This is a genomic window from Kribbella sp. NBC_00662 (genome assembly GCF_041430295.1).
GTDB lineage: Bacteria > Actinomycetota > Actinomycetes > Propionibacteriales > Kribbellaceae > Kribbella.
Window position 1 is genome coordinate 175,286 of the sequence record NZ_CP109029.1, and the last position, 23,759, is coordinate 199,044.

Below are 23,759 nucleotides of genomic sequence, written 5' to 3' on the forward strand. Positions count from 1 at the left end.
GAGAGAGTCGCCGGCAGCTGTGAAGGCGATACGTGGAGCGGTGGCGAAGACACTCCCGAGCGACTGTTGTGCAAGAGGCCGGGCCCGTCGGGTCCGGTGAAGGTGTGGTGGCACCGCGAGATTCCCCTTCGCCCACACCTCCGGGGTTCGAGACAGACCTGGAGGTGAAACAGCAATGCGCATTCTCAGTCATGAGATCCCCTCAGCAGTAGGCCAGACCGTCACGGTGGCCGGCTGGGTGCATCGAAGACGACGGCTCGCAGCCGTCAGTTTCCTGATCCTGCGCGACCGGTCCGGCCTGGCCCAGATCGTCGTCAAGGGCTCTCAGGCGCAGTTGGACGAGCTGGGTGAGGAGACTGTGGTTCAGGTGACCGGTACGGTCGCCGCCAACCCGCAGGCTCCCGGCGGCGCGGAGATCGTCGACCCGGTGATCGAGCCGTTGACCGAACCGGCCGCGACGCCGCCGATCGAGCTGTGGCGGCCGACGGTCGGCGCGGGGCTTCCCGTCGTACTGGACAACGCGCCGGTCGCGCTCCGGCACCCGGTCGTCCGGGCCGGGTGGGAGATCGCCGCGGCCGCCATGCACGGGTTCCGCGAGGCTCTGAGCAGTCAGGACTTCACGGAGATCCAGACGCCGAAGATCGTCGCTACGGCGACAGAGTCTGGGGCCAACGTCTTCGCGTTGGACTACTTCGGCGGACCGGCGTACCTGGCGCAGTCGCCGCAGTTCTACAAGCAGCAGATGGTCGGGGTGTTCGAGCGGGTCTTCGAGGTCGGTCCGGTGTTCCGGGCCGAGCCGCACGACACGGTCCGGCACCTGGCGGAGTACGTGTCGCTGGACGCGGAATTCGGCTTCATCACCGACCACCGCGACGTGCTGATGATGCTGCGCTCAGCGGTTGCCGGGATGCTCGAGGCAGTCGGTCAGCGGGCCGGCGGCGCGTTGGAGCGACTGGGCGTGGAGTTGCCGGAGATCCCGGTCGACGTACCGGTGGTGCACTTCAGTGAAGCGCTGAAGATCGCCGGTGCGGACCCGGACGAGCCGGACCTGGCGCCGGCCGACGAGCGCGCGATCGGCGAGTGGGCGCGGCGGGAGCACGGCAGCGAGTTCGTCGCGGTCGAGGGCTACCCGATGGTGAAGCGGCCGTTCTACACGCATCCGCAGCCGTCGGACCCGCGGTGGTCGAACTCGTTCGACCTGCTGTTCCGCGGGGTGGAGCTGGTCACGGGTGGCCAGCGTCTGCACCGGTACTCCGACTACGTCGCGGCTCTGGCAGCACGTGGCGAGTCGGCGGACGCCCCGGCGTACAGCTCGTATCTGCAGGCGTTCAAGCACGGGATGCCGCCGCACGGCGGGTTCGCGATCGGGCTCGAGCGGTTCGTCGCGCGGCTGACGGGTGCCGAGAACGTCCGTGAGGTCACGCTGTTCCCCCGCGACCTGCACCGGCTGACTCCCTGATGGAGACCACCGAGTCGGTTGTCGCCGAGCTGAACGTTGCCCTAGGCACCGATTATCAGCTCGTGCGGCAGCTGACCGGTGGGTTCCAGTCAGGTGCGTTCGAGCTGTCCGGCGGCGTCGTCCTCAAGTGGACCGACGATCCGGCCTGGGCAGCACGGGTCCGGCGGGCGGCCGAGCTCGTCCGCCGGGCCCGCGCGGTCGGTTATCCGACACCTGCTTGGCTGACGGTGGGTACGACGGCCGCGGGGTCGCCGTACCAGTTGCAGGAGTTCGTGTCGGGTACGCCGGTGCGCGACTACTCGGTCGTCGACGAATCGCTCGCCCGCGAGCTGATCGGCGTGTGTGAGCTGCAGCGTGGTCTCGTGCCGGAGCCTGGGATCAGCTGGTCGGCGTGGTCGCGCGGCGTGGTCCTGGAGGGCTGGGACGGCGTCTGGGAACGGGTCAGCAAGTACGGCGGTGAGACCGACGAACTGCTTCGGCGCTACGAGTTGCTGTGCCGGCCGTACCGGGGCGAGGTCCTGCCCGACGACGACTTCGTCCACGGCGATCTGAATCTCGGCAACCTGCTCGTCGAGGACGGGCAGGTCACCGGGATCGTCGACATCGAGGCGGCCGGCGCCGGCTCCCGGGCGTACGATCTGATCTCGCTGGCGACGTCGGCGGCGCGGGACGGTGCGGCGCCGGGTGTGGATGAGCTGTTCGTCGAGGCAGCGCTCCGGGCCGGCGGAAGGGCGGCGGTGGCGATGTGCGCGGGAGCGGCGTACGTGAGCATCGCCGAGTTCGTGCATGACCGGACGGGGTCGCCGGAACTGATCGAGTACGGCGCCAGGAGGGTCCTCGACCTACTCGATGCATGATGTGCGCATGACGAGTGAGGCCGAGCGGGCCGTGCTGGCGGCGATCGACGACGAGCGGATCATCGCGGACCTGCGCGAGCTGGTGCAGATCCCGAGCGTCGACGGGACCGCTGACGAGAGTGTCGTCCAGGCGTGGTGTGCCGAGCGGCTGAGTGCGCTCGGGGCGTCGGTCGACCATTGGCGGCTGGATCTGGAGGCGTTGACGGCCGACCCGGAGTTCCCGGGGACGGAGGTCGAGCGGGGCGAGGCCTGGGGCTGTGCCGGCGCACTCGGTGGGGACGCTACGCCCGGGCTGATCTTCAACGGGCACGTGGATGTGGTGCCGGGTGACGCGTTCGACGCCCGGATAGAGGACGGCGTGATGTGGGGCCGCGGGACGTGTGACATGAAGGGCGGCGTCGCGGCGATCCTCGGCGCGGTGTCGGCGATTGTTGCCTCGGGCATCCGTTTGCGCAAGCCGCTGGCCGTGCACACCGTCGTCGGCGAGGAGGACGGCGGGCTCGGCGCGTTCGCGACCCTGCGGCGCGGTCATCGCGGTGAGGCCTGCCTGATCGCGGAACCGACCGCCGGAGCCGCGATCCCCGCAAACGCCGGCTCACTGACCTTCAGGCTGGAAGTGCCGGGGCTCGCGACGCATGGTTCGACCCGTAGTCGCGGGGTCAGCGCGATCGAGAAGTTCACCGTGATCCAGCACGCCCTCCAAGAGCTCGAGGCCAGGCGCAACCAGGATCCGCATCCGCTACTCGCTCACCTCGACCTCGCGAACCCACTCTCCGTCGGCACCATCTCCGCCGGCGACTGGGCGAGCACCGTGCCCGACCACCTGATCGCCGAAGGCAGGTACGGCGTACGCCTCGGTGAGCCGCTCGATGCGGCCCGCAAAGCGTTCGAGGACGCGATCGCCGGCATCGAGGACGACTGGCTGCGCGATCACCCGGTCAAGGTGAGCTGGCCGGGCGGCGCGTTCGCGTCGGGGGTCCTGCCTGATGGTGACCCATTGCTCACCGATACCGTGCAGGCTGTGATCGACACCGGTAGGCCGGCTCCAGAGGTCCGAGGCGCTCCTTATGGCTCGGACCTCCGGCTGTACGCCGCAGCGGGCATCCCGACGCTGCAGTACGGACCCGGCGACGTCCGCTACGCGCACGCCGCCGACGAGCACGTGGCGCTGGCCGACGTACTGCACGCCGCCCGCACCTACGCCCTCCTCGCCGTCCGTCGGTGCGGTTGATCCACGGTGGCGCCGCTGCGGGGACGGTCCCGGGAGCTCGGACAGCTCCTCGACGCGTTGCGCTCGGCCGGCAACGGCCGCGCTTCGCTCGCCGTCGTCAGCGGTGAACCGGGGATCGGCAAGTCGGCGCTGCTCGCGGCCGCGGTGGAGCAGGCCGAGCGGCAGGGCTTCATGGTCGCGAGTGCGGCCGCGCACCAGAACGACAACATCAGCCCGCTCGCATCTCTCGCACCTGCTCTGCGCGCCGGACCGGATCCGCTGATCGGCACCGAGGACTTCCTCGAGTTGGCCGCGCTCAACGCGCAGCCGCTCTGGCTGGCCGAACGCGTTGCCGATCTCGTCGGTCGCCGCCTGGCGGACCGTCGCACGCTCATCGTGCTGGACGACGCCCAGTGGTCTGATCCGCTCAGCGCCTTCGTACTGCGGGTCTCGATCGCGCGCCTGTCGACCGCCAACCTGCTCTGGCTGCTCGCCAGTCGCCCTGGCGACCTGATCGACCAGCTGATCGACGCGGTGCGTGGCCAGGTGCCGGTCCACACACTCCCGCTCGAGCCGCTCACGGCAGACGCAATCCAGGACCTGGCTGCGGATCGGCTGAACCACTCGGTCGACCCGGCGCTCGCGGTCCAGCTCGCCGGTGTGCAGGGCATCCCGTTCCTCGCCGAGCAGTTGGTCGCCGGCCTCTACCTGGGCGACGCCAACGCCTCGGGTCCGCTGCCCACCGGTCTGGTCGAAGGCGTGCACCGTCGGACCAGTGGTCTGTCCGAGCTGAGCCGTGATCTCGTCCGCACGGCCGCTGTCTTCGGTAGCGAGTTCCGCCTCGAGGACGTCGCCGCACTGATGGCCACGCCGGTCGCAAGGCTCGCAGCGCCGTTGGAAGAGGCGATCGATGCCGGTCTGCTGACCGACGCCGGTTCGGTACTGCGTTTCCGCCATGAGCTACTGCGGTCCGCCGCGCTGGCCGACGTACCGCCGTCTGCTCAGCGGGCTCTGCATGGCGCGATTGCGAGCCAACTGATGTCCGCGGGGCGCGGTGCGGCCGCCGCGGCGCCGCATGTGCTCGCGGTCGCGCAGTCTGGTGATGTAGCTGCTGTGGAGACGCTGCGGGAGGCTGCGCGCGACCTGCTGGCCACCATGGCGACCACAGCGGCGGAGGTCATCCTGGAGGCGTTCGGCCTGACGCGCGTGGACGATCCGCTCCGTGCCGAGGTCGGTGTGGAGGTAGTGAGCATCCTGCTCACCGCACGGCAGTACGACCGTGCGAAGGCCTTCGCCGACGACCTGCTCAGCGGTACGGCGCTCTACCTCGGTCCGATCACGCCCCACCTGCAGGCGATGCTCCGGCTGCACCTGGCGCCGTACCAGTGGGCCAGCGGTCGTCTCGACGTACGAGAGCTCACGATTGCCAACCCGCAGTTCGCCGAACGGCTGGCGGCGTACCGCGCACTGGCCGGAGCAGACGTCCCCTCCACAGCAGACGATCCAGTGGCAGAGGCAGTTCTGCAGGTTGCTGCGGCCGAGCAGGCGCGCGCTGCGGGCAGGTACGCCGAGGCCCGCGACCTGTACGCGAAGGCGCGGCAAGCGGAGACCGGTCTGGGCAGTTTGCCCGACGCGTTGCTCGAGGTGGGTGAGCTGTACTGCCGGGCAGAGGCCGACGAGTTGCCGGCTGCTCTGGACCGAGTGCGCGAGCTGATGACTGCGGGCGATTCCTGGTCTGCACCACAGCTCGCGGTGTTGCGAGCACGGCTCGAGTACGCCGCCGGCAACCTGCAGGAGGCAGAGAGCGCGGCCATCTCGGGTCTCCGGTGGATGGACCAGTTGCACGACCGCACGCTCGCCCCGGCTGCGGACCAGGTGCTCGCCCTCATCGCGCTGGCCAGGGGTCACCTGACTCAGGCCCGCAAGCTCGCGGGGAGCGATCCGACCATCACCGCGCTCCTGGCGATCGCGGACGGCGATGTGAAGGCCGTCCGTCGGTTGGCTGTCACCCGGCCGGACTTCCCCGACCGGATCACCGTTCTACTGCAGGCCGATGCCGTCGACGAATTGATACGGCTCAGTCCGTCCGCAGCGAGCCGCGGAGCACTCGCGGTCGTGGCTGCGGGCAATGACGTCACTGAATTGCTGGAGGCTGTTGAAGTGGTACGTACTGCGAACCGACCCCTGCTGCTCGCCCTGGCCGAGGAACGCCTGGGCCGGGCTGCTCTGGAGGCCGGTGACCGCCAGACTGGGGTGACGGCGCTGGAGCGGGCGCTGGACAGTCTGACCGCTCTGGGGGCGACCGCACCGGCCGGGCGGATCCAGGCGGTGCTGCAGGCAGCAGGAGTACGTCGACGACGATGGGCCGCCGTACCGCCGCGAGCGCAGGAGGGGTGGGAGGCGCTCACTCCGATGGAGCGCCGGGTCGCACTGCTGGTGGCCGAGGGGCACACCAACCGGTCTGCCGCTGAGGAGCTGGTGGTGTCGGCCAGTACGGTCGGGACGCACCTGCGGGCCGCGTTCGGCAAGCTGGGGGTCAACTCGCGGGTCCAGCTGACCCGTCTGGTGCTGGAGCGGTTCGCCCCTCCCCCGAACGCATGAGATTCGGGTGCACCGACGGCGCTGGGCACGTGCTCCGGCGCTGACAGGTTCACCTGTTCGCTCGATCCGGCGGGTGGTCGTTCAGCGGTTTCCTTTGTGGCAAGCAACCACGAGAGGAACACCGAAATGAGAGTCCGTCAGCTGATCGCTGTCGCCGCCGCGGCGGTCATCACCATCACCGGCATGACAACCGCCAGCGCTCAGACCGAGCACAAGCCGAAGCCGACGATCGTTCTGCTGCACGGCGCGTTCGCCGATGCGGCGAGCTGGTCCGAGGTGACCGAACGGTTGCAGCGCGACGGGTACACCGTCGTCGCCCCCGCCGTACCGCTGCGTGGGATCGCCTCGGACACGACGTACCTGCAGGGCGTCCTGAACACGATCCCCGGTCCGAAGGTGCTCGTCGGCCACTCGTACGGCGGTGCGCTGGTCAGCGAGCTGGCCGGGACGAGCGGCGTGAAGTCGCTGGTGTACGTCGCCGCGTTCATCCCGCAGGCCGGTGAGACGATCGGGGCGCTCAACGCGCAGTACCCGGGCAGTGAGCTCGGTCCGGACACGACGAGCACGATCGCCTACCCGGGCGGTGTGGATCTGGTCGTGAAGCCGGAGGCGTTCCACCAGGTCTTCTCCGCCGACCTGCCTGCTCGACAGGCCGCAGTACTCGGCGCGTCCCAGCGTCCGATCAACGCGGCGGCGTTCGACGAGAAGGTCAACTCGACGGCGCCTGCCGGGCTCCCGAAGTACGCCGTGATCCCTACCGCTGACCACGCGATCGCACCGGCCGCGGAGCGCTTCATGGCCCAGCGTGCGCACGCCACGATCGTGGAGGTGCCGGGCGCCTCGCACCTGGTAGCCCTGTCGCACTCGAGCACCGTCGCCCGCGTCATCGAGCAGGCAGCCCGCTGAAACAGCCGTCGGCCGGACCGCTTGGTTCAGCGGTCCGGCCGGCTGGTACTCAGATCGCCTGGTAGAGCGTGGTCCAGAAGTCGCCTGCGAGCTGCACCGCGGACGGCACCGTCGTGCCGACCTGCGTGAGCAGGATGCCGACGATCTGGTTGGCCGGGTCGGCGTACGTCGACGTACCGGCGCCGCCGTCCCACCCGAACTGACCGATCGGCGCGTAGTCACCCCGGTAGGTGCGGACGGCCATCCCGAAGCCCCAGCCGCCCTGCTGGCCCTGGCCGAACGAGATGTGCACGTTGTCCCGGGCCAGCGTTTCGCGGGCGGCCAGCACCTCCGGGGTGAGGCTGTTGCTGGTCATCAGCTCGACGGCGGGCTTGGACAGGATCCGCTCGCCGTTGTGCACGCCGTGGTTCAGCATCATCCGGAAGTACGCGTGGTAGTCGTCGGCGGTGGAGTTCAGCCCGCCGCCACCGCCCTCGAAGGCCGGCGGAGCGCTGTGCCGGCCGCCCTCGGCCTCGTCCCACACCTGGAACTCGCCGGTCGCGGGGTCCGGCGCGTACAGCGGAGGCAGACGGTCGATCTGGTCGCCGGGCACCCAGAAGCCGGTGTCCTTCATCCCCAGCGGCTCGAAGATCCGCTCGCGCAGGAAGGCGTCGTACGACTGACCGGTGACCCTGGAGACGAGTACTCCGACCAGGTCGCTGCTGATCTGGTACTGCCACCGCTCGCCGGGCTGGTACATCAGCGGAAGCGTGCCGAGCCGGCGCATCCACTCGTCCGGCTCCGGCATCGGCACCGGCCCGTTCGGCGTGATGCCCTGCTCGAACAGGGCGGCCATGATCGGCGTACCGATCATCGTCATGTCCATGCCGAGCCCGAACGTCGAGGTGAGCACGTCCCGGACCGTGATCGGCCGCTTCGCCGGCACAGTGTCGTCCACCGGGCTGTCGATCCGCTTGAGCACCTGGCGGTTCGCGAGCTCGGGCAGCCACGGCTCGACCGGGTCGTCGAGCCGCAGCCGGCACTCGTCGAGCAGCACCATCGCGGCCGAGATCGAGACCGGCTTCGACGTCGACGCCATCCGGAAGATGGTGTCGCGCTGCATCGGGGCGCCGCCGTCGTGGCGCATGGTCCCGAGTGTCTCGACGTGCGGCTCACCGTCGCCCCGGCTGACCAGGGCGACGACACCGGGGATCTTCCCGGAGTCGACGTGCCGGGCGAGTACGTCGTGCAGCCGGCGCAGACCCGCTTCGGTGAAGCCGTTGGTGGTGGACATCGTGGCGTGCTCCTTCGATCGAGAGTGCCGCTGGGTAGTTGGCGATCAGAGGCTGCGGGCGACGATGTCGCCGACAGTGGTGGTCGCGTGGATGGTGAGCTGGGCGCCGGCGCCTTCGGCGTTCTTGAGCGCGTTGTCGATCCGGCCGGTGGTGGTGCCGGCGTTCAGCGAGCCCGAGACACCGGCGGCGGCGCCGACCTCGATCTCGCCGACGTCGGTGCGCAGTTCGAGCGCGCCGGCGGCGGCCTCGGCGATCCGGATGTTGCCCTGGCTGGTGCGGATCTCCGCCGAGCCGTTGAGGCGGCCGACCGAGACGTCACCGGCGGTCAGGGTGAGGCGGGCGCTCGCGACGTCCGCGAGGTCGATCGAGCCGTGCGCGCTGTTGATCGCCACGTCGCCCAGACGCCCGGTGGACCGGAGCTCGGAGCTGGCGACCTTCACGTCGACCTGGGATCCGGTGGGCAGTTCGACCTTCACCGCGACGTACCCGGACGGTCCGAAGTACTGCTTCTTCGCGGCGATCTCGATCCGCAGGACCCCGTCGGCGTACCCGACCTGGGCCTCCTCGGCCGCCTTCACGTCGCGGCTCTTGGACGGGTCCGCGGGCCGGACCTCGACGGTGGTGTCGGCCCGGTCGGCGGCGACGAACTCGATGCGGCCGGCGGGGATGTCGAGGACTGCGGAGATCGGCTCGGGGGTGTTGAAAGTAGACATTGTGGTGCCTTTCGGATTCGTTGAGTTTGTTCGACTGGGACCAGCTTCGAAGACCGCCCTGACACCGAGCCGCCGTAGCCCTGACACGGGCCCTGACACGTGTCAGCAGCCCAGGCGGTCGGCGATGACAGCCAGCACCTGGGCCAGGTCACCGGCCATCCGCGTCTGCAGACCGACCTCGGCCAATTCCCCGTGTTACAGCAGGCGGTCGAGTGCCGCCCGGCCGGCCGGTCCCCAGTGCGCCTTGCCGCCCGGGATGCCCTTCTCGCCGTTGATCCCCATCGCGATCAGGAACAGCGCACGCATCAGAGCCCAGCCTCGAGCTCGCCGTACCGTTGCCTCGTCCACCTGATAGCGCTCGAAGAACCGGTCGGCAGCACCGTCCGGGAGCAGGATCCAGGCGGACGCGAGATCGGTGGCCGGATCCCCTGAGCCCAGCTCCTCGAAGTCCACGACGCCGGTAAGCGTGCCATCGGCAACAACCACGTTGGCCGGATGCAGGTCACCGTGCACCCACAGCGGCGGCCCGCTCCACGCCGGTGCCGCGGCCGCGTCCTCCCAGACCGCACGGAGCGCGTCCCGGCGGCCGACGTACTCCTGGACCTCTGGGAAGCCCAGGCCCGGCGGCAGGACGGTCCGGTCGCTGACCGGTGCATCCGCAGGCGCCTCGGTGTGCAGAGCCTGCAGGAACTCGGCGAGTACGTCAGCTGCGGCCGGGTCCGTGATCGGCGCATGTTCCGCGGGTACGCCGTGGACCCAGGTAGTGATCAGCCACGGATTGGGGAAGCGATCCGACGGCTCACAGAGGCGGACCGGTGTGGGAGCAGGCAGCGGAAGACGAGCGGCGAGGTCAGGCATCCAGCGGTGCTCCTTGCGGAGCTGTTCAGGCGATCCGTGGGCACGGGGCATCCGGACCGCCAGGTCGTCACCGAGGCGCCACATCTGGTTGCCCCAGCCGCCGACGACCTCCCTCAGTTCCAGCTCGGCCAGATCCGGGTGCTGCTCTTTCAGCAGGGTCCGCACGAGTTCGTCGTCCATGGACCGTCAGACGCGTCACACGAGTACCTGGTTGGGAATAGGTCCGCAGAGTGGTCAGTTGCCCACTGTTATGCGTATTGATGTGTGGTCCGACGTCGTCTGCCCGTGGTGCTACATCGGGAAGCGTCGGCTCGAGGAGGCCCTCGACGCCAGCGGTGACACCGCGACTGTCGTCTGGCACAGCTTCCAGCTCGACCCCTCCTCCACGAACGACGACCCGCGGGACCTGGCCACCCGACTGGGTGAGAAGTACGGCCGCGGCCGCGAGTGGGCGCTGCAGGCCAACGCCCATGTCACCGGGATCGCCGCAGAGGTCGGTCTGGAGTACCACCTCGACCAGGCGAAGCCGGCGAACACCGTCGACGCGCACCGGCTGCTCCACCTCGCTCTCGACCTCGAGGACGCCGGCGAGGTGCCCGCAGGTACGCAGGGCGCGCTCAAGGAGCGGCTGCTCAAGGCGTACTTCACCGACGGCCTCCCGGTCGGCGATCACGCCGCGCTGACCGAACTGGCCACCGAGGTCGGTCTGCCCGCCGAGCGAGCCCGTGAGGTCCTGGCGGGTACGGCGTACACCGACGAGGTCGCCGCCGACCAGGCGCAGGCTCTGGCGTACGGCGCGAACGGCGTACCGTTCTTCGTCATCGACGAGAAGTACGGCGTGAGCGGTGCGCAGCCCGTGGAGGTCTTCCAAGAGGCACTGCGCCGGGCGAACGCCGACCGGAAGCCGGTGACGCTGATCACCGCGCCGGGCGCCACGACCGACGGTGACGCCGCGTGCGGCCCGGACGGCTGCCCGATCTGAGCATCCGCTTCAGCGGTGGGTACCGGAAGTCATACAAACCGTGGTGTATGAAGGAGGCATGACTGTCGTGCGCGCACTGGCCAGGCCGTTGCTGTCCGTCATTTTCGTCGTGCAGGGCGCGAACGCGATCCGGAACCCGGAGCCGCTGGTGCCGAAGGCGCAGCCCGTCACGGACCGGATGGTCCCGATGGTGAAGCGGGTCGCGCCACCGCAGGTGAGCGACCGGCTCCCTGACACGACCGCCAACCTGGTCCGGCTGAACGGCGCGGTCCACGTGCTCGGCGGTCTGGCGCTGGCGACAGGCAAGGGTCGTCGGCTCGGGGCGTCGCTGCTGGCGGCTTCGCTGGTGCCGACCACGCTCGCCGGCCACCCGTTCTGGCTGGAGAAGGACAAGACCGTCCGCAACCAGCAGCGCATCAACTTCATGAAGAACCTGGGCCTCATGGGCGGTCTGCTGCTCGCAGCGGTCGACACCGAGGGCAAGCCGGGTGTCGCCTGGCGTGCCACGCACGGTGCGAAGGCCGCCAAGCGCGAGACCAAGCGCGGGGCGAAGGCCGCCAAGCGGGAGGCCAAGCTGCTGGCCCGCGAGGCCAAGCAGGCCGCGAAGCTGGCGAAGGCGGAGCTCCCGTTCGGCTGAATGCCCTAGGCTCAGGGCTGTAGACACCTGAGTCGAGGGAGTGGGATGAGCGAGCAGCAGGGCTGGGCGGCGCCGCGGGCTACTGGAGCCGTGAGCGGCACAGTGACGGTTCCGGGATCGAAGTCGATCAGCAACCGTGCCCTCATCCTCGCTGCCCTCGCCGACGGCCCGTCGCACCTGACCGGGCTGCTGGCGGCTCGTGACACTGCTCTGATGCGGTCGGCGCTGGTCTCACTCGGCGTCGGCATCAGCGACGGCAGTACGTCGGTCACCGTCACCCCGGGCTCGCTCAAGGGTCCGGCGAGCGTCGACTGCGGCCTGGCCGGCACCGTGATGCGGTTCGTCCCGCCGCTCGCCGCGCTGGCTGACGGCGTCGTGGCCTTCGACGGCGACGAGTACGCGCGGGAGCGGCCGATGGGCGTGATCCTGGGCGCACTGCGGACCCTCGGCGTACAGATCGACGACGGTGGCACCGGGCGGATGCCGTACACCGTGTCGGGCACCGGTTCGGTGCGTGGCGGGAAGGTGACGCTGGACGCGTCCGGGTCGAGCCAGTTCGTGTCCGCGCTGCTGCTCGCCGGTGCGCGGTACGACGAGGGCGTCGACATCCGGCACGACGGGAAGCCGGTGCCGTCCCAGCCGCACCTGGACATGTCGGTCGGGATGCTGCGCGAGCGCGGCGTCCAGGTCGACGACGCCGAGCCGAACCGCTGGGTCGTTGCCCCGGGCCCCATTCGGGCACTGGACACCGCGATCGAGCCGGACCTGTCGAACGCGGCGCCGTTCCTGGCCGCGGCCGTCATCACCGGCGGGACCGTGACCGTCACCGGCTGGCCGTCGCAGACCACGCAGCCCGGCGGCCAACTGCCCGACCTCTTCGCCCGCTTCGGCGCCTCGGCCACCCTCACCGACAGCGGCCTGACTGTGCGCGGCACCGGCCGGGTGCAGGGCGTGGACCTGGACCTGAGCGAGGTCGGCGAACTGTCGCCGGTCATCGCGGCGGTGGCGGCATTCGCCGACGGGCCGTCGTACCTGCGCGGGATCGCGCACCTGCGCAACCACGAGACCGACCGGCTGGCGGCGCTCGAGACCGAGTTCAACGCGCTCGGCGGCGACGTCACGCAGCTCCAGGACGGGCTGGAGATCCGCCCGACGACCCTGCACGGCGGGCTCTTCCACACGTACGACGATCACCGGATGGCGCACGCCGCCGCCGTACTCGGCCTGCTCGTCGACGGACTGCAGATCGAGAACATCGCAACCACGGCGAAGACCCTGCCAGAATTCCCGGATATGTGGTCGGAGCTCGCCGGCTGATGTCGCGGTACGACGAGGAGGCCAAGTACGACCGGCCCAAGCGCCGGACCCGGCCACGGACCAAGGACCGCCCCTCGTACGACGACGCCGTGATCGGGTTCGTCTTCACCCGCGACCGCGGGCGGTACGCCTGCTGGGTCGAGGATTCGAACGGCGGTCGCGAAGTGACCGCGATGAAGGCCCGCCAGCTCGGTCGCACCGGCGTGATCGTCGGCGACCGGGTCAAACTCGACGGCAACGCCACCGGTGACGAGGGCTCACTGGCCCGGATCGTCGAGGTCCTCCCCCGGACGACGCTGCTGCGCCGCTCCGCGGACGACGACGATCCGGTCGAGCGCCCGCTGGTCGCGAACGCGGACCAGCTCGTCATCGTCGTCGCGGTCGCGAACCCGGAGCCCCGCACCGGGTTGATCGACCGCTTCCTGGTCGCGGCGTACGACGCCGGCATGCGACCGCTGCTCTGCCTGACGAAGACCGACCTGGCCGATCCCGATCCGCTGCTGTCGATCTACCGCCCGCTCGGCGTCGAGTCGGTGGCGACGCACCAGAACGGCGATCTCAGCAAACTCCGTGAACAGCTCGACGACCGGACCAGCGTTCTCGTCGGCCACTCCGGGGTCGGCAAGTCCACGCTGGTCAACGGCCTCATCCCGGGCGCGGACCGGGCGATCGGCGTCGTCAACGAGGTGACCGGCCGCGGACGCCATACCTCGACGAACACGCTCGTACTGCGTCTGCCCGAGGGCGGATGGCTGATCGACACCCCGGGCATCCGCTCCTTCGGCCTGGCCCACGTCGAGCCGGATCAACTGATCCACGCCTTCCCGGACCTGGCCGAGATCGCCGAGAACTGCCCCCGCGGCTGCACCCATACCGCCGACGCCCCCGACTGCGCACTGGACGAAGCGGTGACCGAGGGCCGCGCCGACGCGGCCAGGGTCGACTCGTTCCGCCGTTTGCTGGCCAGCCGCGAAGGCCGCGAGCTCCGGGACGCCCCGGAAGAGGCTACTTAGGCGGAAGCTGGCCTTCCCAGACCGCCCGCGCGCCGGCGTCACCGGTACGCACCGTCTGCCAGATGACCAGCACTGCGATCACGACCACGGCCGCCTGGGTCACGAGCTCCAGCGGGCGGCTCTTCGTTGCCGTGTCACCCCTGATGCCGGCCAGCAGCAGGAAAGCCGCCACAGCCACGACCGCGAAGATCAGGCAGTACCAGAACAACAGGTCGCCACGCTTCTCGTGCAGTGCGACTGCCTTCGCCAGCGTCGGCACCGCGTTCACGAACGCCTGGCCGCTCTCCTTCGCCACGAACGCGCAGACCAGCGCCCCGACGCCGAGCACGAGGGCCGGCCAGCGCAGCACCCGGCGCCATTTCGGCACCACCGCGAAGGCGATCAGGGTCAGCGCGGCCACCGGCAGCAGCACGACCGTCAGATGGATCACGAGCACGTGCAGCGGCAGGTCCCCGAAGCGCTCGAACATGGACAGCCTCCATGGCAGTCGTAACAACGTGGTCAGACACTAATGGCACGTTCAACGACCGCATTCGGTTCAATGTCCGCCGCAACCGATCCGCAACACTTCGCGGACGGCTGAACCGCTGGAGCGGCGCTCAGGCTAGCCTTCCGGCATGCCTTCGCACACGGATGACCTGCGGCTCGCCCACATCCTGGCCGACGACGCGGACTCGACCACGATGGACCGCTACAAGGCGCTCGACCTGCACGTGGCCACCAAGCCCGACCTCACCCCGGTGAGCGAATCGGACAAGAAGGTCGAGGACGTGATGCGTAAGACGCTCGCCCGGGCCCGTCCGCGGGACGCGTTCGTGGGCGAGGAGGACGGCACCAGCGGCTGGGGCGTACGCCGCTGGGTGGTCGACCCGATCGACGGCACCAAGAACTACATCCGCGGTGTCCCGGTCTGGGCGACGCTGATCAGCCTGATGATCGAGGACCAGGTGGTCGTCGGCGTGGTCTCCGCGCCGGCGCTCGGCAAGCGCTGGTGGGCGTCGTACGGCGACGGCGCCTGGACCGGCCGGGCGCTGCACTCGTCGCAGCCCTGCCGGGTCAGCGACGTGAGCAAGATCGAGGACGCCTCGCTGTCGTACGCGTCGCTCAAGGGCTGGGAGAAGCTCGGCAAGAAGAACCAGTGGTCCGAGCTGATGGACTCGGTCTGGCGCACCCGCGCGTACGGCGACTTCTGGTCGTACATGCTGGTCGCCGAGGGCGCGGTCGACATCGCCGCGGAGCCGGAGCTGAACCTCTACGACATGGCCGCGCTGGCGATCATCGTCGACGAGGCCGGCGGCAAGTTCACCTCGATCGACGGCGTCCCGGGTCCGAACGGCCCCAACGCGGTAGCCACCAACGGCCGCCTGCACGACGAGGTACTCAAGCGCCTCGAGTGATCCGCCGCTGGAGGAACTCCGCCTCCACCGGATTGCTGGTGAACGCCAACGCCTCTTCGTACGCCTTGCTCGCCTCTTCGGTGCGCCCGAGCCGCCACAGCAACTCGCCTCTCGTCGAGGACAGATACGGGTACGTCGCCAACGCCGGATCGGCGGCGAGCTTGTCCAGCTCGCCGAGCGCCTCCGCCGGCCCGCTCACATAGCCGAGCGCGATGACGCGGTTGAGCGCAACCACCGGGGAGGGCCAACGGTCGAGCAGAACCTCGTACAGGCCGAGGATCTCTGGCCAGTCAGTGTCCTCCCAGCGGGGCGCCTCGGCGTGCACAGCCGCGATCGCCGCCATCACGCCGAACCGGCCGACGGCCGCGCGGCCCGCACCACGCCGATCGACGAGCGCCTTCGGCACCAACTCCAGGCCTTCAGCGATCAGCGTCGTGTCCCACCGCGACCGGTCCTGGTCCTCCATCAGCACCAGGCGCCCGTCGTCGCCGACGCGTGCTGCCTCCCTCGCCTGTGTCAGCAGGAGCAGCGCGAGCAGCCCCGCCGCCTCCGTGCTGTCGGGCAGGAGCAACCGCACCATCCGAGCCAGATCGATTCCACGCCGAGCCAGTTCCGGTCGTGTCAGTCCGTCGCTGTCCACTGCCGTGTGGCCTGCGGTGTAGACGAGGTGGATGACGTCCAGGACTGCAGTGATGCGGTCCGGGAAGTCCGCCGTACGAGGGATTCGGTACGCGATGCCGGAGCGGTAGATCTTCTGTTTGGCCCGGGTGATCCGCGCCTGCATCGTGGCTTCCTTCACCAGGAACGCCTTCGCGATCTCCGTCGACGACAACCCGCACACCAGCCGCAGCGTCAGCGCGATCTGCGCCTCCTGGGCGAGCGCCGGGTGGCAGCACGTGAACACCAACCGCAACCGGTCGTCCGGGAAAAGCTGATCGGTCACGTCGTCGTCGGGGACGAGCAACGGCAGCTTGCGCCGTACGACGTCCGCCCGCCGCCGGTGCTCCAGCGCCCGTCGGGTCGCGACCGTCGTCAACCATGCGCCCGGTTTCTTCGGCACACCGTCGGCCCGCCAGCGCACGAGCGCCTTCGCGTACGCGTCCTGGACGCAGTCCTCGGCCAGATCGAGGTCGGCAGCGATGCGTGCGGTCGCGGCGAGCACGGAGGCCCACTCGGTCACGTGAGCCTCAGCCACCGCCTGCGCTATCGGATCAGCCACCGGACGTCGCAAGTCATCGACCTCTGCAGCGCAAGCCGGGCGATGTCGTCCGGCATCCCACGAAAGGCCGCTTCGCCCATCCCCGCAGCCTACCGGCACCGAACCGGCGCGGGACGGTCGGTTCCCGCGATCCCCCATTTCTCATCAATGAGTAATGGGTCTCATCAATGAGTAATGGGGGTTTTCCGTAGCGTGATGAAGTCCATAACAAATGATTCGTGGTTGCATTTTTTCGCTTCTTTTTCGGGTGACAGAGAGCGACTTGGGCTACGGTGTGCCGTCAAGGGGAGAGTCACAATCCGGGGGGCCGGCATGCCGAAACGTTTAGCGACCGCATTTCTCGTTCTGACTACTGCGGTCGTGATGGTGCTGGGCCTCACCGCCTTGCCGGCGCGAGCGGCCGAGGGTGATCCTGCGTCCTCCGTTGTGGCGACGTGGTCCTGTACCAGCAGTCCTTGCCCGTGGGGCGCGTCGGACACCAGCAACGCGGCGGTCTGGCCGGCCGCGGCGGAGCCGGTCCGGGCCCGCTACGGCTATACCGTCTCCCACGACGTGTACGCCCCGGCGCCCAAGGTGGCGGGCTGGAAGATCACCGTCACGTCCGGCAGCGCCACGGTTTACGCGGGCCCGGCCGACGACTCGCACTCGGCGCTGGCCTCACTGTCGGCCGGCGACAGCTACACCGTGCCCAGCACGCTCAGCGCCAGCAGCATCGTGAGCGTGCAGGACGGTGGGTCGTTCGAGTACACGATCACCCCCGGCGCCCCGACCGACCCGCCGCCGGCTGCCGGCGACGGCTCGGTGCTGGCCACCTGGAACTGCACCAGCAGCCCCTGCCCGTCGGGCCAGAGCTACACCAGCAACGCGGGCGTCTGGCCGGCCGCGGCCGAGCCGGTCCGGGCCCGCTACGGCTACACCGTCTCCGCCGACGTCTACGCGCCGGTGTCCAAGGTGGTGGGCTGGAAGATCACCGTCGTCTCCGGCAGCGCCACGGTGTACGCGGGCCCGGCCAACGACTCGCACTCGGCGCTGGCCACGCTGTCGGCCGGCGAGAGCTACACCGTGTCCAGCACGCTCAGCAACAGCAGCATCGTGAGCGTGCAGAACGATGGCGCGTTCCGGGTCACCTTCACGCCGGGCGATCCGACCACGCCGCCGGCGTCCGGCTACGGTTCGGTGCTGGCCACCTGGAACTGCACCGGCACGCCCTGCCCATCGGGTACGAGCTACACCAGCGACGTGGCGGTCTGGCCCGCGGCGGCCGAGCCCACCCGGGCCCGCTACGGCTACACCGTCTCCCATGACGTGTACGCCCCCGCGGCAAAGGTGGCCGGCTGGAAGATCACCGTCACTTCCGGCAGCGCCGCCGTGTTCGCGGGCCCGGCCAACGACTCGCACTCGTCGCTGGCCGCGCTGTCGGCCGGCGAGAGCTACACCGTGTCGAGCACCCTGAGCGGCAGCAGCATCGTCAGCGTGCAAGGCAGCGCCGCGTTCGAATACACGCTCACCCCGGGAGAGCCGGTCACGCCCGGGCCGGCCGGCGACGGCGAGTCGGCCCTGGTGACCTGGACCTGCACCAGCAGCCCGTGCCCGTGGGGTCCTTCGGACAGCGGGTACGCCGCCGTCTGGCCGGCCGAGACCGACCCCAGCCGGGCCCGCTACGGCTACACCGCCTCGCACGACATCTACGCGACGGCCCCGCAGGTGGCGAACTGGAAGATCACCGTCACCTCGGGCAGCGCCACCGTGTTCTCCGGCCCGGTCGGGGACTCGCACGCGTCGCTGGCCAACCTGTCGGCCGGCCAGAGCTACACCGTGCCGACCACGCTGAGCGCCAGCAGTATCGTCAGCGTGCAGAGCGGTTCGTCGTTCGAGTACGCCTTCGTGCCGGGCCCGCCGGTCCCGCCGACGCCGCCCGCCTGCACAGACCCCACCACCTGCGACCCGGTCTCCTGGGTCAACGCCCGCTGGCGCTACGCCGGCACCGGCGAGAACCCCGGTGACTGGTACGGCGGCGTGATCACCTGGCCGGTAGGCACGGCTTACCAGGGCAACGGCCGCTCCGGCGACAATGCGCGCACGGTCTACTCGGACTCCGGCGTTCCGCTCTACCCGTACATGGGTCGCTGGGCCGACGGGTGCTCCGTCCGCGTGGTCACCGGCCGGGTCCTGATCGTCGAGTGGGAGCGCGGTACGGACGAGTGGCGGGAGACCCGCCTGAACGCCGGCCAGACGTACACCATCTCGCTCAGCGGCTCCGAGGACGGCGCCATGATCGAGACGGACAACGACGTCGAGCCCTTCACGGTCTCGCTGAGCAACTGCACCCCGCGGCCGCTCTCGGAGTCGAACAACCACGTCCCGGTAGCGAACGCCGGTGCGCCGCAGTCGGTCGCGGCCGGTACGACCGTGACCCTGAACGGGTCCGGCACCGACGCCGACGGCGACGCCCTCACCTACGCGTGGACCCAGACCGGTGGACCGGCGGTGACGCTGTCCAGTACGACGGCGGCGAAGCCGACCTTCACCGCCCCGTCCTCGGCGTCCACGCTGACGTTCAGCCTGGTGGTGCGGGACGGCAAGGCCAACAGCGCGGCGGCGACCACCACGGTCACCACCACCGCCCCGGTCAACCAGGTGCCGGTGGCGAACGCCGGTGCGGCGCAGACGGTCAACACGGGCACTACGGTGACGCTGGACGGCTCCGGCAGCCGCGACGCCGACAACGACCCGCTGACCTACACCTGGACCCAGACCGGTGGGCCGGCGGTGACGCTGTCCAGCCGGACGGTGCAGAAGCCGACCTTCACCGCCCCGGCCACCAAGACCACGCTGACGTTCAGCCTGGTGGTGCGGGACGGCAAGGCCAACAGCGCGGCGGCGACCACCACGGTCACCACCAACAACACGGTGCCGGTGGCGAACGCGGGGGTCGCGCAGTCGAGCGAGTCCGGCGTCACCGTGACACTGGACGGCTCCGGCAGCCGCGACGCCGACAACGACCCGCTGACCTACACCTGGACCCAGACCGGCGGGTCGGCGGTGACGCTGTCCAGCCGGACGGTGCAGAAGCCGACCTTCATCGCCCCGGCCACACCGACCACGCTGACCTTCAGCCTGGTCGTGCGGGACGGCAAGGTGGACAGCGCGGTGTCGACCACCACGGTGACCGTGACCGGTCCGAACCTGGCCCGGGGCAAGACCGCCACCCAATCGAGCACCAGCGGTACCGCGGTGGCGGCCCGGGCGGTGGACGGCAACACCAACGGCGTGTTCTCGAGCGGCTCGGTGACCCAGACCAACCTCTCCACCCAGCCGTGGTGGCAGGTCGACCTCGGTTCCGCGGCGGCCGTCTCCACGGTCACGGTGTGGAGCCGGACCGACTCGAACCGGATGAGGAGCGGCTCGGTGTTCATCTCCTCGACCGACATGAACGGCCGGTCGATGTCCTCGCTGCAGGCCGACGACTCGGTGAAGGAGATGTCGTTCTCGGCGTTCTCGTCCAGCACCAACAGCCTGACGCTGAACGCGGGCAACGCCACCGGCCGGTACGTGCGGGTGCAGTTGTCGACCTTCATCGGCACCCTGAACCTGGCCGAGGTGCAGGTCGGCGGCACCACCGGCGCCGTGAACCTGTCCACCAACCGGCCGGCGACGCAGTCGTCGACCGACGTCGGCACCGCCGCCCGGGCCGTGGACGGGAACACCAACGGCGTCTTCGCCGCCGGGTCGGTGAGCCGGACGGCGTCCAGTTCGCAGCCGTGGTGGCAGGTCGACCTGCTGACCAACTCCCGGATCAGCAACGTCACGGTGCACAACCGGACCGACGCCTCGGTCGACAAGCTGAACAACGCGGTGGTGTTCCTCTCCACCGCCAGCATGTCGGGCCGGACCTACGCCCAGCTGATGGCCGACTCCACGGTGACCAAGCTGAACCTCGGGGCGACGCCGGGGGCGGTCACCAGTCTGCCGACCAACACCGTGGCCCGCTACGTCAAGGTGCAGTCGCCGGCCACCAGCGCCGGCGTGATCAGCCTGGCCGAGGTCACGGTGACGGGCACCCAGCCCAACTGACGCACGACCAGGGATCCGTCTCGGTTCGCTCCATCGACGAAGCACACGGTCCGGGCTCCACACAAGGCCGACCCTGTGAGGAACGCCGGCGATGAGCGAACCGGGACGAATCCCTCGTACGCGGCGTCTCAGCCGCCGTTGACCAGCGGGCGGACCTCGACACCACCCATCGGCGACGGCACCTGCTTGGCGATCGCGAGCGCCTCGTCCAGGTCGGCCGCCTCGATGATGTAGTAGCCGCCCATCACTTCCTTGGTCTCCGCGAAGACGCCGTCGGTGACGACGTACCCGCCCTTGCCGTCGGAACGGATCGAGGTCGCGGTCTCACTCCCGTCGAGCTGACCGCCGCCGCGGACCGCCGAGCCGTTGGCCTCGACGAAGGCCTGATGGTTCTTGTGGTTCTGCTCCATCACCGATCCGTCGTCCGCGGCCCACTTCGCCTCGTCGTCGTAGATCATCACCAGGTACTTGCCCACTCGGGGTCACCTCTCTCGTCCACCGTCGGTTACACCATCTACCACTCCGATGCGCGACTCGGGACGAAATCGACAGCACCTGCCGAGAATTTCGCGACCACGTATGGTGGCCGGTATGCCCTTGACGTACCCCATCGCGGAGCAGACGCTCGACAACGGCCTCCGGGTCGTCGTGAGCTCGGACCGTGCCGTCCCGATCGTCGCCGTCAACCTCTGGTACGACGTCGGGTCGCGCCATGAACCACCGGGTCTGACCGGGTTCGCGCACCTCTTCGAGCACCTGATGTTCCAGGGGTCGCGCAACGTTGCCTCCGGTCAGCACTTCAGCCTGCTGGAGACCGCCGGCGCCAGCCTGAACGCGAGCACGTTCTTCGATCGCACCAACTACTTCGAGTCGCTGCCCAGCGGCGGTCTCGACCTCGCGCTCTGGCTCGAGGCGGACCGGATGGGCTACCTGCTCGACGCGGTCAACCAGGAGAACCTGGACAACCAGCGCGACGTGGTCAAGGAAGAGAAGCGGCAGAGCTACGACAACCGCCCGTACGGCGATTCGTACGAGCGGCTCGTCCGGCTCGCGTTCCCCGAGGGCCACCCGTACGCGCACATGACGATCGGCTCGATGGCCGACCTGGACGCCGCCTCGCTGGAGGACGTGCACGCGTTCTTCCGCAAGTACTACGGTCCGAACAACACCGTCCTGACGATCGTCGGCGACGTGTCCGAGGACGACGCGTTCGACGCGGCCAAGCGGTACTTCGGCCACCTGCCCGCGATCCCCACGCCGCCGCCGGCGCCGGACGGGACGATCGGGCCGATGACCGACGTACAGCGCGACGAGGTGGAGTCCGACGTACCGTCCGACCTGATCACGATGATGTTCCGGCTGCCCGTTGACGGTACGCCGGAGCTCGACGCGGCCGGGCTCGCGCTCGACATCCTCGCGGCCGGGCAGAGCGGCCGGCTGAACCGGCGGCTGGTCCGCGACGAGCAGATCGCCCAGTCGGTGTCGGGCGGTGCGCTGCCGCTGATCGGCGGGGTCTCCTTCGGGACGCTGACCGGCATCGCGTCGGACGGCATCGATCTGCAGAAGGTCGAGGACGCGTTGCTCGAGGAGATCGAGAAGCTGGCCACCGAGGGGGTCACCTCGGAGGAGCTCGCGACCGTGCAGGCACAGGCCGAGCGGGACTGGCTCGAGCAGCTGGCGACGTGCGCGGGCCGGGCCGACGAGATCTCTCACCACGCCTTGTTGTTCGGAGACCCTGGGCGGATCAACACCCGGATCGACCAGGTGCAGGCCGTGACCGTCGAGCAGGTACAGGCGGCGGCAGCGAAGTGGATCCGCGCATCGGGACGGGTCCAGGTGACCTACCGCCGTCAGGAGTCCGCGGCAGAGACGGCAGGAGAGCAGGAATGAGCCAGGTTCTGACCACCCCACCGGCCGTCGGCGCACCGCGGCCGTGGAAGTTTCCGGAGGCCGTGACGACGCGGACCGGCGTCGGTACGCCGGTGCACGTCTTCGACCGCCCCGGGCAGTACGTCGCGACTGTGCGCGTGACGATCGCGATGCCGTTGATCGCCGAGCCGCGTGAGCTCGAGGGCGTCGCGACGATCATGTCGCGGACGCTCGACGAGGGCACCGAGCTGCATTCGGCCAACGAGTTCGCGGCCGCGTTGGAGCGGCACGGAGCGGCGTACGGCGTGGACGTCAGCTCGGACGCGCTGCATGTCGAGATCTCGGTCCCCGTATCGCATCTCGCGCCGGCCGTCGCGCTGCTCGCGGAGGCGATCACTCGGCCCGCGTTCAACCAGGCGGATGTCGGCCGGCACGTGACGATCCGGCTCGGCGAGATCAACCAGGAGCGGGCCAACGCCGGGTACCGGGCACGCGAGGCGTTCGCTTCGCATCTGTTCGACTCGGCGACGCGTCGCTCCCGCCCGACCGCGGGGACGCCGGACACGATCCGGCCGCTCACCAACGTCGAGGTGGCCGAGTTCTACCGCAACAACATCGGGCCGGAGCGGGCGGAGATCCTCTTCGCCGGCGACGCGACCGGTGTGGACGCGGCCGCGATCATCGACGAGGCCTTCGCCGGCTGGACGTCGGGCGCGGGCCCGGCGGGCGAGACGCCGGAGCCGTTGTACCTGCCGGGCAACCGGGTCGTGCTCGTCAACCGGCCGGGTTCGGTGCAGAGCCAGCTGCTGATCGGGTGCAAGGGTCCCGATCGCCGCGATCCGTTGTGGGGCTCGGCCGCGGTCGCGAACCACGTCGTCGGCGGGACGATCACCTCCCGTGTGGACACCGTGCTGCGCGAGGAGAAGGGATACACCTACGGCACGCGGACCAGCTTCGCGGCGCCCCGCAAGGGCGGCACCTTCAGCCTCGGCGGCGCCGTACGCACCGAGGTCACCGGGGCCGCGATCGGCGACGCGCTGCGCATCCTCCGCGAGGCCCGTGACGGGCTCACCGAGCAGGAGGTCCAGGAGGCGAAGGACAGCCTGATCCGCACCGCTCCCCTGCGGTACGAGCAGGCCGACTCGGTCGCGCAGCAGGTCGGCAGCAACATCGCCAACGGCGTACCGATCGACTTCGCGGACACGTATCTCGCCCAGATCGCCGCCACCACGGCCGCCGAGGCGACCGACGCCTACCGCCGGTACGTCGGGACCGACGGGCTGCTGGTGGTCGTCGTCGGCGAGTCCAAGGAGGTCCGGCCCCAACTCGAAGGCCTCGACCTCGGCGACCTGATCGACCTCGGCTGAGCGCAC

Annotated in this window: 19 protein-coding genes; 13 read left to right on the forward strand and 6 right to left on the reverse strand. The window is 69.8% G+C overall.

The window, feature by feature from the left end:
- Window positions 1-175 precede the first annotated feature (175 nt).
- The 5 genes from aspS to OHA10_RS00885 all read left to right on the forward strand — a co-directional run bounded on the left by aspS (window position 176) and on the right by OHA10_RS00885 (window position 7,033).
- Window positions 176-1,459 carry an aspartate--tRNA(Asn) ligase gene (gene aspS, locus OHA10_RS00865; protein ID WP_371404225.1) on the forward strand — a complete coding sequence of 428 codons (1,284 nt, stop codon included), beginning with the start codon at window positions 176-178 and terminating at the stop codon, window positions 1,457-1,459.
- Complete coding sequence (locus OHA10_RS00870; RefSeq protein ID WP_371404226.1) at window positions 1,459-2,316, forward strand: phosphotransferase family protein; 858 nt, start codon at window positions 1,459-1,461, stop codon at window positions 2,314-2,316. Before aspS ends, OHA10_RS00870 begins: the two co-directional genes overlap by 1 nt.
- Window positions 2,317-2,323: 7 nt before the next feature.
- Entirely contained in the window at window positions 2,324-3,547 is a 1,224-nt protein-coding gene (locus OHA10_RS00875) for an ArgE/DapE family deacylase (RefSeq protein WP_371404227.1), read from the forward strand.
- 6 nt (window positions 3,548-3,553) lie between these two features.
- Window positions 3,554-6,127 (forward strand): AAA family ATPase, encoded by a 2,574-nt coding sequence (locus OHA10_RS00880; RefSeq protein ID WP_371404228.1) that lies wholly within the window; start codon window positions 3,554-3,556, stop codon window positions 6,125-6,127.
- 126 nt (window positions 6,128-6,253) lie between these two features.
- A complete protein-coding gene (locus OHA10_RS00885; protein ID WP_371404229.1) occupies window positions 6,254-7,033 on the forward strand; it encodes an alpha/beta fold hydrolase in 780 nt (259 codons plus the stop codon).
- A gap of 49 nt (window positions 7,034-7,082) precedes the next feature.
- Here the strand turns inward: OHA10_RS00885 and OHA10_RS00890 are convergent, their stop codons facing one another.
- The 3 genes from OHA10_RS00890 to OHA10_RS00900 all read right to left on the reverse strand — a co-directional run bounded on the left by OHA10_RS00890 (window position 7,083) and on the right by OHA10_RS00900 (window position 10,058).
- Window positions 7,083-8,306, reverse strand: coding sequence for a serine hydrolase domain-containing protein (locus OHA10_RS00890; protein ID WP_371404230.1), 1,224 nt, complete (start codon window positions 8,304-8,306; stop codon window positions 7,083-7,085).
- A 45-nt stretch (window positions 8,307-8,351) separates the two neighbouring features.
- Window positions 8,352-9,020, reverse strand: coding sequence for a DUF4097 family beta strand repeat-containing protein (locus tag OHA10_RS00895; RefSeq protein WP_371404231.1), 669 nt, complete (start codon window positions 9,018-9,020; stop codon window positions 8,352-8,354).
- A 195-nt stretch (window positions 9,021-9,215) separates the two neighbouring features.
- The gene (locus OHA10_RS00900; RefSeq protein ID WP_371404232.1) at window positions 9,216-10,058 is read right to left on the reverse strand and encodes an aminoglycoside phosphotransferase family protein; all 843 of its coding nucleotides are present in this window, start codon (window positions 10,056-10,058) and stop codon (window positions 9,216-9,218) included.
- Between the two features lie 70 nt (window positions 10,059-10,128).
- On the opposite strand from OHA10_RS00900, the gene OHA10_RS00905 reads away from it, so the two are divergent.
- From OHA10_RS00905 to rsgA, 4 genes are read left to right on the forward strand one after another with little or no spacing between them, the layout of a single operon-like run.
- Window positions 10,129-10,860, forward strand: a complete 732-nt coding sequence (locus OHA10_RS00905) for a DsbA family oxidoreductase (protein WP_371404233.1) — start codon at window positions 10,129-10,131, stop codon at window positions 10,858-10,860.
- A gap of 58 nt (window positions 10,861-10,918) precedes the next feature.
- Entirely contained in the window at window positions 10,919-11,497 is a 579-nt protein-coding gene (locus OHA10_RS00910) for a DoxX family protein (RefSeq protein WP_371404234.1), read from the forward strand.
- 45 nt (window positions 11,498-11,542) lie between these two features.
- Entirely contained in the window at window positions 11,543-12,814 is a 1,272-nt protein-coding gene (aroA, locus tag OHA10_RS00915; protein WP_371404235.1) for a 3-phosphoshikimate 1-carboxyvinyltransferase, read from the forward strand.
- Window positions 12,814-13,827, forward strand: a complete 1,014-nt coding sequence (gene rsgA, locus OHA10_RS00920; protein ID WP_371404236.1) for a ribosome small subunit-dependent GTPase A — start codon at window positions 12,814-12,816, stop codon at window positions 13,825-13,827. Before aroA ends, rsgA begins: the two co-directional genes overlap by 1 nt.
- Here the strand turns inward: rsgA and OHA10_RS00925 are convergent.
- Entirely contained in the window at window positions 13,820-14,296 is a 477-nt protein-coding gene (locus OHA10_RS00925; protein WP_371404237.1) for a DUF2231 domain-containing protein, read from the reverse strand. The genes rsgA and OHA10_RS00925 overlap by 8 nt on opposite strands.
- A 148-nt stretch (window positions 14,297-14,444) precedes the next feature.
- Here OHA10_RS00925 and hisN point away from each other — a divergent pair, with 148 nt between their 5' ends.
- Window positions 14,445-15,224 carry a histidinol-phosphatase gene (gene hisN / locus OHA10_RS00930; RefSeq protein WP_371404238.1) on the forward strand — a complete coding sequence of 260 codons (780 nt, stop codon included), beginning with the start codon at window positions 14,445-14,447 and terminating at the stop codon, window positions 15,222-15,224.
- Here the strand turns inward: hisN and OHA10_RS00935 are convergent.
- On the reverse strand, window positions 15,208-16,419 hold the full coding sequence (locus tag OHA10_RS00935; RefSeq protein ID WP_371404239.1) for an RNA polymerase sigma factor: 1,212 nt from the start codon (window positions 16,417-16,419) through the stop codon (window positions 15,208-15,210). The two genes, hisN and OHA10_RS00935, sit on opposite strands and share 17 nt — an antisense overlap.
- A gap of 336 nt (window positions 16,420-16,755) precedes the next feature.
- On the opposite strand from OHA10_RS00935, the gene OHA10_RS00940 reads away from it, so the two are divergent.
- Complete coding sequence (locus OHA10_RS00940) at window positions 16,756-20,517, forward strand: discoidin domain-containing protein (RefSeq protein WP_371404240.1); 3,762 nt, start codon at window positions 16,756-16,758, stop codon at window positions 20,515-20,517.
- A 128-nt stretch (window positions 20,518-20,645) separates the two neighbouring features.
- Here OHA10_RS00940 and OHA10_RS00945 read toward each other — a convergent pair whose 3' ends face one another.
- Window positions 20,646-20,993 (reverse strand): YciI family protein, encoded by a 348-nt coding sequence (locus OHA10_RS00945; protein WP_371404241.1) that lies wholly within the window; start codon window positions 20,991-20,993, stop codon window positions 20,646-20,648.
- Between the two features lie 115 nt (window positions 20,994-21,108).
- On the opposite strand from OHA10_RS00945, the gene OHA10_RS00950 reads away from it, so the two are divergent.
- Both OHA10_RS00950 and OHA10_RS00955 read left to right on the forward strand, forming a co-directional pair.
- Window positions 21,109-22,407, forward strand: a complete 1,299-nt coding sequence (locus OHA10_RS00950) for a M16 family metallopeptidase (protein WP_371404242.1) — start codon at window positions 21,109-21,111, stop codon at window positions 22,405-22,407.
- Complete coding sequence (locus OHA10_RS00955; RefSeq protein ID WP_371404243.1) at window positions 22,404-23,753, forward strand: M16 family metallopeptidase; 1,350 nt, start codon at window positions 22,404-22,406, stop codon at window positions 23,751-23,753. Before OHA10_RS00950 ends, OHA10_RS00955 begins: the two co-directional genes overlap by 4 nt.
- Window positions 23,754-23,759: the final 6 nt, after the last annotated feature.

Coding starts and splice junctions, on each gene's coding strand:
- aspS (WP_371404225.1), top strand. CDS start 176: ATGCGCATTCTCAGTCATGAGATCCCCTCAGCAGTAGGCCAGACCGTC.
- OHA10_RS00870 (WP_371404226.1), top strand. CDS start 1,459: ATGGAGACCACCGAGTCGGTTGTCGCCGAGCTGAACGTTGCCCTAGGC.
- OHA10_RS00875 (WP_371404227.1), top strand. CDS start 2,324: ATGACGAGTGAGGCCGAGCGGGCCGTGCTGGCGGCGATCGACGACGAG.
- OHA10_RS00885 (WP_371404229.1), top strand. CDS start 6,254: ATGAGAGTCCGTCAGCTGATCGCTGTCGCCGCCGCGGCGGTCATCACC.
- OHA10_RS00890 (WP_371404230.1), bottom strand. CDS start 8,306: ATGTCCACCACCAACGGCTTCACCGAAGCGGGTCTGCGCCGGCTGCAC.
- OHA10_RS00895 (WP_371404231.1), bottom strand. CDS start 9,020: ATGTCTACTTTCAACACCCCCGAGCCGATCTCCGCAGTCCTCGACATC.
- OHA10_RS00900 (WP_371404232.1), bottom strand. CDS start 10,058: ATGGACGACGAACTCGTGCGGACCCTGCTGAAAGAGCAGCACCCGGAT.
- OHA10_RS00905 (WP_371404233.1), top strand. CDS start 10,129: ATGCGTATTGATGTGTGGTCCGACGTCGTCTGCCCGTGGTGCTACATC.
- OHA10_RS00910 (WP_371404234.1), top strand. CDS start 10,919: ATGACTGTCGTGCGCGCACTGGCCAGGCCGTTGCTGTCCGTCATTTTC.
- aroA (WP_371404235.1), top strand. CDS start 11,543: ATGAGCGAGCAGCAGGGCTGGGCGGCGCCGCGGGCTACTGGAGCCGTG.
- rsgA (WP_371404236.1), top strand. CDS start 12,814: ATGTCGCGGTACGACGAGGAGGCCAAGTACGACCGGCCCAAGCGCCGG.
- OHA10_RS00925 (WP_371404237.1), bottom strand. CDS start 14,296: ATGTTCGAGCGCTTCGGGGACCTGCCGCTGCACGTGCTCGTGATCCAT.
- hisN (WP_371404238.1), top strand. CDS start 14,445: ATGCCTTCGCACACGGATGACCTGCGGCTCGCCCACATCCTGGCCGAC.
- OHA10_RS00940 (WP_371404240.1), top strand. CDS start 16,756: ATGCCGAAACGTTTAGCGACCGCATTTCTCGTTCTGACTACTGCGGTC.
- OHA10_RS00950 (WP_371404242.1), top strand. CDS start 21,109: ATGCCCTTGACGTACCCCATCGCGGAGCAGACGCTCGACAACGGCCTC.
- OHA10_RS00955 (WP_371404243.1), top strand. CDS start 22,404: ATGAGCCAGGTTCTGACCACCCCACCGGCCGTCGGCGCACCGCGGCCG.